Here is a 9,644-nt window from a genome sequence, read left to right on the forward strand (position 1 = left end):
TCACTCTGAATCCCTTGTTCCGCCCCCTCTGTCAGCACCAGGAAGCTGACAATGAGCAAGTCAACCGTAAGGCCCAGGGCCATACGGGGTCAGGCGCCTATTCATGGATACCTCTGACGCGTGCTTCCCCGAGCCCTCGAACATGCTATTCAACGCCCATAAAAAAACCATCAGTACCCTGCAACACACCAATGCCCAGCAGGCCAGCCTTCTCGACGCGATTGAGCGCTCCATGGCCGTGATTGAATTCGACCTGCAAGGCAGCGTGCTGCGCGCCAATGACAACTTCCTCAAGACCATGGGCTACCGCGCCGAGCAGATCCTGGGGCAGTCACATCGAATGTTCTGCACACCCGCGTTCGCCCGCAGCGCCGAGTACAACCAGTTGTGGACGCAACTGCGCAACGGCCAATTCCAGTCCGGCACCTTTGAGCGGCTGGCCGGCAATGGCCAGTCAGTGTGGCTGGAAGCCAGCTACAACCCGGTGCGCGATGAGGCCGGCCAAGTGGTCAAAGTGGTGAAGTACGCCATGGACGTCACCCCACGCCTGCAAGCCGAAAGCGAAGCGAACGCCAAGCTGGGCGCCATTGACCGCGCCATGGCAGTGATTGAGTTCAACCTCGACGGCACTATCATCACGGCCAATGACAATTTCCTGCAGCGCATGGGCTACAGCCTGGCGCAGATCCAGGGCAAACATCATCGTCTGTTCTGCACGCCGGAACTGGCCAACAGCACGGCGTACAGCGAGTTCTGGAAACGCCTGAACCAGGGTGAACTGTTCAACGGCCAGTTCGAGCGTGTCGATAAACACGGCCAGATCCTGTGGCTCGAAGCCAACTACAACCCGGTTTACGACGCCAGTGGGCGCCTGTGCAAAGTGGTCAAGTTCGCCTCGGACGTCACCGCCAGGGTGCAGCAGCACGCTGCCGACGCCGCCAGCGCGGCCCAGGCTTACCATATTTCCCTGAACACCCGGGATGTGGCCGAAAAAGGCGCCGACGTGATCCAGCAAACTGCCAGCGGCATGCGCGAAATTGCCGCCGACATCGACACGTCCTCGCAACTGATCGCCAAGCTCGGTGAGCGTTCGCAGCAGATCACCGCCATCGTCAACACCATTCGCGGCATCGCTGACCAGACCAACCTGCTGGCACTCAACGCTGCCATCGAGGCGGCACGCGCGGGTGAGCAAGGCCGTGGTTTTGCCGTGGTGGCTGACGAAGTGCGGCAACTGGCAGCCCGCACCAGCGGCTCGACGGCGGAAATCTCCGGCATGATTGCGATGATCCAGGACGAAACCCGCCAAGCCATCGAGAGCATGGACAGCACCCGCGACCGCGCGGCGCTCGGGGTCGACCTGGCCAACCGTGCGGGCACGGTGATCCTGCAGATTCGCGAAGGCACCACCGAGGCGGTGCAGGCGGTGAGCGCGTTCGCTAACGAGCGCGGCAACAACTGACCGGTTCTTCATGTGTCTGTCGGGGGGCGCGGTCTATAGTGCTGGCTTGTCTTAACGCTAAGGATTCGAGCCCGCCATGACCCCCGACAAGCTAGAAGCCGTACCTGTCGATCACCTGCGCTTCCACCGCGGCCACGCCCATCTGGCGCCGACCTTTGGCAACGACACCTTTGCCCTCAAGGCCGAAGCCTTTGCACGTTTCTTTGGCACGCCGACCTTTCTCGGCGCGCAAACCGCGATCGTGGTGTTGTGGGTGGTGCTGAACATCACCGGCGTCACGCACTTTGACGTGTACCCGTTCATCCTGCTCAACCTGGCATTCAGCCTGCAGTCAGCCTACGCCGCGCCGCTGATCCTGCTGGCCCAGACACGCCAGGCCGCCCGCGACAAAGCCCAGTCCGACGCCGATGCGCAGCACCGCGAAGCCCTGGCCATCGCCAATACCGAACGCCAGGCCCAGGCCGCGCAAACCACCAAACAATTGCTGGAGTTACTGGAGCAGAACACCCGGCTGACGGAAATGACCAAGCAACTGACCGAGCGTATCGAGATGTTGACGTGCGAGATGCATGAGCAGTTTGTGCGAAAAAACTGAAACGTCTGCCAGAGGAGTTCTCCTGGGGCTGGCAGGCTTGTTGTGGCGAGCGGGCTTGCCACAACAAGCTCCCTCGCCACAGGTATCCGGTCCATCCTTGGCTGACAGCCCGGCTCAAGGCAGCCGAATATGCCGCCCCAACTCATCAAACAAGGTCACCACCGAACGCAGTGCCCGGCAGTCCGGGCGCGTCAGCAACCACAGCGCGGTCTCACGCCCTGCCAGCGCGGGGCCGAGCGGTTGCAAACCCTCTTGCAACAGAAAGTCCGGCAACGCTGCCACGCCCAACCCTGCCCGCACCAACTCGGCGACCGACAATATGCTGTTACAGCGATAACTGGGGCGCACGCCCGGCAGGTGTTCACGCCGCCAGGCCACGGTGGAGTGATCGGGCAAAAAGTCATCCGGCGCGATCCACGCCAGTTCGGCCAACTCACGCCCCTGGTTTTGGCGGGCATAACCGGCGCTGGCGCACACCTGATAAGCCACGCTGCCCAGGCGGCGGCCCACCAGGTGCTCCGGCGGCGTCCTGGTCAGGCGCAGGGCAATGTCCGCGTCGCGGCGGCTGAGGTTGGCAAAATCATTGGACGTGCTCAATTCCAGGGTCAACGCCGGGTAAGCCGGCATGAACTGCGCCAGCGCCGGCAACAGCAAACCCTGCAACACCGAGTCGGTGCAGGTCAGGCGCACGGTGCCGCTGATCACTTCGCCGCCCTGCTCCACCCCGATGCGCGCAGCTTCCAGCGCCTGCTCGGCCTGTTCGGCCTGCTGCGCCAGGTGGCTGGCCAAACTGGTGGGCAGGTAGCCGGCGCGGCTTTTTTCGAACAAGGTCTGGCCCAGCGCCGCCTCCAGCCTTCGCACCGCACGGAACACCGTGGACACGTCCACCCGCAGCAGCGCCGCCGCCCGCGCCAAGGTGCCGCCACGCACCAGAGCGAGAATCAGCGACAGGTCCGGGTAATCCAGTTGATAGTGCGCGGCTGCATTGAGCATGTGGGCAAACGCCAATTTTGATTGCGTGAGCGCCAATCTATAGTGAGCCCCAGGACACCACAAGCCATGGGATGTACACGATGAAAACCACCCTGCTGCACCTCGCCCTGATCGGTGATTACAACCCTGACGTAACAGCCCACCAGGCCATCCCCGTGGCACTGCAACAGGCTGCCGACACCTTGGGCCTGAACGTGCAGTTGCACTGGCTGGAGACCGACTCGATCACCCCGGCCACCGAGCTGCAGGCCTTTGACGGCTTCTGGTGCGTGCCCGCCAGCCCCTACCGTGATGCCGACGGCGCACTGCGGGCGATTCGTTTTGCCCGCGAGCAAAAACGCCCCTTCCTGGGCACCTGCGGTGGTTTTCAACACGCGGTCATCGAATATGCCCGCAACGTGCTCGGCTGGACGGATGCGGAGCATGGCGAACTGGCGCCCGAGGCCCAGCGCGCGGTTATCACGCCGCTGGCGTGTTCCCTGGTCGAGGCCACCGGCAGCATCCGCCTGATGCCCTACACACGCATCGCCGAGGCCTACGCCAGCCTGGACACCCACGAAGGTTACCGTTGCAGCTACGGCATCAACCCCGCGTTCGCCCATGCGTTGCTCGGAGGCGACCTTATCCCCAGCGGCCACGATTCGGCGGGCGATCTGCGCGCCGTCGAACTGCTGGACCACCCGTTTTTCGTCGCTACCTTGTTTCAGCCCGAACGCGCGGCACTTAAAGGGCTTACGCCGCCACTGGCGGTTGCCCTGCTCAACGCCTGCCAGGCGCAATCGGTATGATCGCCAACACGCCCGCCCCACCCTATTACGCAGTGATTTTCAGCTCGTTGCGTACCGAAGGCGATCAAGGCTATGGCCAGGCCGCCACGCGCATGCTGGAACTGGCGCGCGAGCAACCGGGGTTTCTGGGTGTTGAGTCGGCGCGGGAAGACGGCTTGGGCATCACCGTTTCCTACTGGGCCAGCGAAGCGGCGATTCTGGCCTGGAAGCTACAGGCCGAACACAGCCAAGTACGCGAACAAGGCCGCGCCCATTGGTATTCGGCGTTTCATACACGCGTGTGCAAGGTGGAGCGGGCTTACACTTTCCAGCGTTGAAACACAGCCTCAAGCCCCCCTGCAAAACCCTGTGGGAGCGGGCTTGCTCGCGAATGCGATGTGTCAGTCAATTCATCTGCAACTGACCCACCGCATTCGCGAGCAAGCCCGCTCCCACAGGTTGATCTCCACTTGCCTGGACCTAACTCACCAAACTGCGCAACGCGCTGATCTGCGGGATCTCCACCCGGCGCATATACACGCGCAACGGCTCGGTGATGTTGATTCGGTCATCGATATTCTGGTCCAGCAGCAACTGCAGGCGCTCGCGCGACAGGGTCATGGTGTGGTCGGCGGCCGGCAGCCAGACGAATTCGGCGGTGGGGATGATGCCGTCATCGGCCACGTCCATGCCGAACGCGTCTTCGCTGAAACGCACGATATAGCGGCCGGTTTTGCGGTTCAGGCCGACAAAACCCTGGAGTTGGTCGGCGGCCTGGCAGATAAGCTCGGAAGTGATGCGCATGGTAAACCTCACTGAAAAGTCCCACAGGGACTGGAAAGATGGTTTACACGCGTGGCAGAAATTACTGCCCTCTGACGGGGCAGCTTCAGCCAAGAATACTGCAACGCAGCACAAAAAAGCCCAAAAATAGCCTCGTGAGTACCTTAATGTCGGTTTGGTGATAGCGCCTTTCGCAATCAATTGTTAAAAAGGACGCCTTCTCAAAGTTACCTCCACGAAAGGACTTCGCATATGCCTGTTACGTTTACCAAGAGCGCCCTGCTGCTCGCTCTGATGCTCGGCCTTGGTCAGGCACAGGCTGCCGACCCGATCAGCCCGGCTGAATTGGCGACAAACGAAGGCATTCCGTACCCGGCTGTCATTGCTCACCGTGGCGCATCCTACGACGCCCCCGAATCCACCGCCGCTTCCTACAAGCTCGCCCGCGACCTGGGTGCCGACTACCTGGAAATGGACCTGCAACGCAGTAAAGACGGCGTGCTGTTCGCCTTGCACGACAACAACCTGCAACGCACCACCGACGTGGCCACCAAGTTCCCCGAGCGTAAAGACGCCCCGGCCAACGAGTTCACCTGGGCCGAACTGCGCACCCTGGACGCCGGCAGCTGGTTCAACGCCGCCTACCCGGACCGCGCCCGCCCGGCGTTTGTCGGCCTGAAAATCCAGAGCCTGGACGAGATCATCAAGATCGCCGAAGGCAACCCGCAGCACAAACCTGGCCTGTACATCGAGACCAAGGAGCCCAAGCAGTTCCCGGGCATCGAAGCCGACCTGAAAAACAAGCTGCTGGATAAAGGCTGGTTGAGCTCCGCCGGTTCCAAGCTGGGCAAGAGCAACACCGGCGTGGGCCAGGGAAGAGGCCGCGTGGTGCTGCAGACGTTTGAAAAAGACAGCTTGAAAGAGCTGCAAAAAGAAATGCCCAACACCCCGAAAATCCTGTTGTTGTGGGTCGGCCCAGGCAGCATCGAGCCTAAATCGGCACAAACCTTCGCCGAATCCGGCGAAACCACCAAGGCCGCCTACTACGCCAAGCAAGAGCCCAAAGACGCCGCCGAGTTCGAAAAATGGGTGGACGAAGCCAAGAGCCTCGGCGCCATCGGCACCGGCCCTTCGGCCGAGCTGACCAACCATGGCGACCAGAGCTACACCGACCTGGTCAAGCCTGAAATGAACAAGCTGACCCACGACAAAGGCCTGCTGGTGCACGTCTACACCGTCGATGAGCCGGTGGACTTCGAAAAAGTCATGAAGGCCGGCGTTGACGGCATCTTCACCAACCGCGCCGCCGAACTGCTGAAGTTCTACAAGCGCTGGCCTTCGTCGAGCGTGCAGGACCTGCTCAAGGACAACGGCTACTGAGTAATTGGTGGGTGTCATTGCGCCATTAAGGATGAATTAAGTTGCGCTGGTTAATCTGGCGCCACTTAAACAGCTCACCGAAGAAGGACACACACTATGAAAACCCTGACCGCCCTGTTCGCCGCCACCGCCCTGACCCTGACTGCCGGGTTGGCCCAGGCGGATGTTCGCCCTGACCACATTGAAGGTTTGCTCAAGTCCGGCGCCGTGATGCCGTTCGAAAAACTCAACGCCGCCGCCGTGGCCAAACACGCCGGTGCCAGCATCACCGACACCGAGCTGGACCACAAAAATGGTGTACTGGTGTACGAAGTTGACCTGACCGACACCGCCGGCAAACGCTTTGAAGTGAAGCTCGACGCCAAGACCGGCGCCGTACTGGAAGACAAACTGGACACCTGAGTCATGGTTTAAAAAAACCGCGCCACGTTTAAAGTGGCGCGGTTTTTTTATGCCTGCTCGCCAGCCATCCCGAAGGGTTAATCACATTACACCGACAAAGCGCAGGCCTGGGCCTGGAAAATCCGCTGAGCGAGTTTTCAAATTGTCACAAAATCGTCATCACGCCTTGCAATGATTCGCCCACGCGAACCTGTGAAACGTCCTACAGGCGCTTTCTCTGCGAGCCGCCATGAACCACAGCATCGACCACAGCCACCAGGATCCCGATCTGTTTGGCTTGCTTTACGGTTTTCGTTTTCGGCCCGGTGAAAAGGGCGAGCAGATTGATTCAGCGACCGCGCTGGCGGCGTTAAAAGCGCCGCAAGACCCGGAAGAATTCCTGTGGCTGCACCTGAACCTGGCCCACGCCGCCTGCGAGCGCTGGATGCAGGCCAACCTGTCATTGCCCGACGAGTTTTTCGAAGCCCTGCACGAAGGCTCGCGCTCCACCCGTATCGAACACGTCGACTCGGCCTTGCTGGCGGTGGTCAACGACGTGGTGTTCAACTTCAGCAGCATGGTTTCGTCGGATATCTCCACCCTGTGGGTGTGCGCACGCAGCCGTTTGCTGGTGAGCGCACGCCTGCAACCGTTGCACTCGGTGGATAAATTGCGCTCGTCGGTGAAGGCCGGTGAACGCTTTCGCTCGCCGCTGGAACTGTTGGTGCATTTGCTGCGCGACCAAGGCGAAGTGCTCACGCAGATCGTGCGTAAAACCAGTATCAGCGTCGACCATATCGAAGACCAGTTGCTGTCCTCACGCCTGTCCACCAACCGCGCCGAACTGGGGGCTGCGCGCCGGGTGCTGGTGCGCCTGCAACGCCTGCTGGCACTGGAGCCGGGCTCGCTGCTGCGCCTGCTGAACCGCCCGCCGCAGTGGCTGCAAAAAGAGGACGTGAAGGAGTTGCGCAAATCCACCGAAGAGTTTGCGCTGATCATCAACGACCTCACGGCCCTGGGCGAACGCATCAAGCTGTTGCAGGAAGAAATCGCCGCCAACCTCAACGAACAAAGCAACCGCACGCTGTTTACCCTCACGGTGGTGACGGTGTTGGCGTTGCCGATCAATATCATCGCCGGTTTTTTCGGCATGAACGTGGGCGGCGTGCCGCTTTCCACCGACCCGGAAGGGTTCTGGATCCTGGTGGCGCTGGTGGCGACGTTTACCTTGATTGCCGGGCGCTGGGCGTTCCGTAAGCGCAAAGATTACTAACCCTGAAATACGGTCAAATTGTGGGAGCGGGCTTGCCTGCGATGGCTATCTACCCGCCAACTTTTTGTTGCCTGATACACCGCCATCGCAGGCAAGCTCGCTCCCACATTGATTGCACTCTGACATTAGCTTTGCGGGGTTTTATAGATCAACGGTAGGCTCAATTCCTTAAACACTGACCTGCCGCAGCATCTCTGTAACATTCTGCAATGATCATCAGGAGCATCCTCCCCACACTGGATGCTCCGGCATGGCCACCCCTTCCCTGACTGCTTCCGACGTCGTCTCACCCGCAGACCCCAAACCCCGGCTGGATAAAAAACCCGGCCTGCTCACCGTGATCATATTCTTCGCCGTGCTTGCCATGGGCCTGTTGTTCACCGCCTACAGCCTGATGCACGACATGCACGAACTGGGCACGGTGGTCACCACCTGGACGCCGTTCCTGCTGCTGGGCGTGGCGCTGTTGATCGCCCTGGGTTTCGAGTTCGTCAACGGCTTTCACGACACCGCCAACGCCGTGGCGACGGTGATCTACACCAACTCGCTGCCGCCGCATTTTGCGGTGGTGTGGTCGGGCTTTTTCAACTTCCTCGGCGTGCTGCTGTCCAGCGGCGCGGTGGCATTCGGCATCATCGCCTTGCTGCCGGTCGAGCTGATTTTGCAGGTCGGTTCCTCGGCCGGCTTCGCCATGATTTTTGCGCTGCTGATCGCGGCGATCCTGTGGAACCTCGGCACCTGGTGGCTGGGCCTGCCGGCCTCGTCGTCGCACACGTTGATCGGCTCGATCATCGGCGTCGGCGTCGCCAATGCCCTGATGCACGGGCGTGATGGCACCAGCGGTGTGGACTGGAGCCAGGCCACCAAGATCGGCTACGCCCTGCTGCTCTCGCCGCTGATCGGTTTCGCGTTTGCCGCCCTGCTGTTGCTGGCCCTGCGCGCCTTTGTCAAAAACCGCTCGCTGTACAAGGCGCCCAAGGGCGACACCCCGCCGCCGTGGTGGATTCGCGGTGCATTGATCGCCACCTGCACCGGGGTGTCGTTCGCCCACGGCTCCAACGACGGGCAAAAAGGCATGGGCCTGATCATGCTGATCCTGGTGGGTACGCTGCCGATGGCGTACGCGCTGAACCGCACCATGCCTGCCGAACAGTCCTTGCAGTTTGCTGCGGTGGCTGAGGTGACCCAAGTGGCACTGGTGAAAAGCGCACCACAAGTATTACCGGGCGACCCACGGCCGATTCTCTCGACCTATGTACGCACCAAGGAAGCCACCCCGGACCTGGTGCCGGCCCTCGCCGCTCTCGCCGGCCAGATTGGTGACGAAGTCAAAGGCTACGGCTCCCTGGCCAAAGTCCCCGCTGAAGCGGTGGGCAACGTGCGAAATGACATGTACCTGACCAGTGAAACCATCCGCCTGATGGACAAGGGCAAGGTCGGTAACTTCGACGCCGACACCCAAGGCAAGCTCAAGCTGTTCAAAGACCAGATCGACGCATCCACGCGCTTTATCCCGCTGTGGGTGAAGATCGCCGTGGCCATCGCCCTCGGGCTGGGCACCATGGTCGGCTGGAAGCGCATCGTGGTCACGGTGGGCGAGAAGATCGGCAAGACGCACCTGACTTACGCCCAGGGCGCTTCGGCCGAGACGGTGGCGATGCTGACCATCGGTGCGGCGGATATGTTCGGGCTACCGGTGTCCACTACCCATGTGTTGTCCTCGGGTGTGGCGGGCACCATGGTGGCCAATGGCGGTGGCTTGCAGATGAAGACCATCCGCAATCTGCTGATGGCCTGGGTGCTGACATTACCAGCGGCGATTCTGCTGTCGGGCAGCCTGTACTGGCTGTTCACCCAATTGTTCTGACCTGACACCGTTGATCGTTCCCACGCTCTGCGTGGGAATGCAGCCCGGACGCTCCGCGTCCCAAAGCGTGACGCAGAGCGTCACAAGAGGCATTCCCACGCAGAGCGTGGGAACGATCCTTAGTGGCTGAAAAGTCCCGCCAT

The 9,644-nt window shown here is 61.2% G+C and carries 10 protein-coding genes; 8 read left to right on the plus strand and 2 right to left on the minus strand.

The genetic code is table 11. The features are described from left to right. The first annotated feature begins 142 nt into the window (after positions 1-142). Complete coding sequence (locus tag BFP92_RS29860) at positions 143-1,462, plus strand: methyl-accepting chemotaxis protein (RefSeq protein WP_065932218.1); 1,320 nt, start codon at positions 143-145, stop codon at positions 1,460-1,462. Positions 1,463-1,538: 76 nt separating this feature from the next. Then, the gene (locus BFP92_RS29865) at positions 1,539-2,057 is read left to right on the plus strand and encodes a DUF1003 domain-containing protein (RefSeq protein ID WP_065932219.1); all 519 of its coding nucleotides are present in this window, start codon (positions 1,539-1,541) and stop codon (positions 2,055-2,057) included. 114 nt (positions 2,058-2,171) lie between these two features. On the opposite strand, the gene BFP92_RS29870 is transcribed toward BFP92_RS29865, so the two are convergent. Continuing rightward, the gene (locus BFP92_RS29870) at positions 2,172-3,050 is read right to left on the minus strand and encodes a LysR family transcriptional regulator (protein WP_065932220.1); all 879 of its coding nucleotides are present in this window, start codon (positions 3,048-3,050) and stop codon (positions 2,172-2,174) included. Positions 3,051-3,130: 80 nt separating this feature from the next. Here BFP92_RS29870 and BFP92_RS29875 point away from each other — a divergent pair, with 80 nt between their 5' ends. Next, a complete protein-coding gene (locus BFP92_RS29875; RefSeq protein ID WP_170875883.1) occupies positions 3,131-3,838 on the plus strand; it encodes a CTP synthase C-terminal region-related (seleno)protein in 708 nt (235 codons plus the stop codon). Continuing rightward, a complete protein-coding gene (locus BFP92_RS29880; RefSeq protein WP_065932222.1) occupies positions 3,835-4,155 on the plus strand; it encodes an antibiotic biosynthesis monooxygenase family protein in 321 nt (106 codons plus the stop codon). The genes BFP92_RS29875 and BFP92_RS29880 overlap by 4 nt, the downstream gene beginning before the upstream one ends. Before the next feature lie 142 nt (positions 4,156-4,297). Here the strand turns inward: BFP92_RS29880 and BFP92_RS29885 are convergent, their stop codons facing one another. Then, positions 4,298-4,621 carry a DUF2025 family protein gene (locus tag BFP92_RS29885; protein ID WP_065932223.1) on the minus strand — a complete coding sequence of 108 codons (324 nt, stop codon included), beginning with the start codon at positions 4,619-4,621 and terminating at the stop codon, positions 4,298-4,300. Between the two features lie 231 nt (positions 4,622-4,852). Between BFP92_RS29885 and BFP92_RS29890 the strand changes: the two genes are divergently transcribed. From BFP92_RS29890 to BFP92_RS29905, 4 genes are all read left to right on the plus strand, one after another. Then, on the plus strand, positions 4,853-5,980 hold the full coding sequence (locus tag BFP92_RS29890; protein ID WP_056859596.1) for a glycerophosphodiester phosphodiesterase: 1,128 nt from the start codon (positions 4,853-4,855) through the stop codon (positions 5,978-5,980). Between the two features lie 96 nt (positions 5,981-6,076). Beyond that, complete coding sequence (locus tag BFP92_RS29895) at positions 6,077-6,382, plus strand: PepSY domain-containing protein (RefSeq protein ID WP_017137880.1); 306 nt, start codon at positions 6,077-6,079, stop codon at positions 6,380-6,382. 229 nt (positions 6,383-6,611) lie between these two features. Then, positions 6,612-7,634 carry a transporter gene (locus tag BFP92_RS29900; RefSeq protein ID WP_017137881.1) on the plus strand — a complete coding sequence of 341 codons (1,023 nt, stop codon included), beginning with the start codon at positions 6,612-6,614 and terminating at the stop codon, positions 7,632-7,634. Between the two features lie 250 nt (positions 7,635-7,884). Beyond that, complete coding sequence (locus tag BFP92_RS29905) at positions 7,885-9,501, plus strand: inorganic phosphate transporter (RefSeq protein WP_065932224.1); 1,617 nt, start codon at positions 7,885-7,887, stop codon at positions 9,499-9,501. Positions 9,502-9,644 lie beyond the last annotated feature (143 nt).

The sequence above is a fragment of the Pseudomonas sp. 58 R 3 genome (genome assembly GCF_900006605.1).
GTDB classification, from domain to species: domain Bacteria; phylum Pseudomonadota; class Gammaproteobacteria; order Pseudomonadales; family Pseudomonadaceae; genus Aquipseudomonas; species Aquipseudomonas salomonii.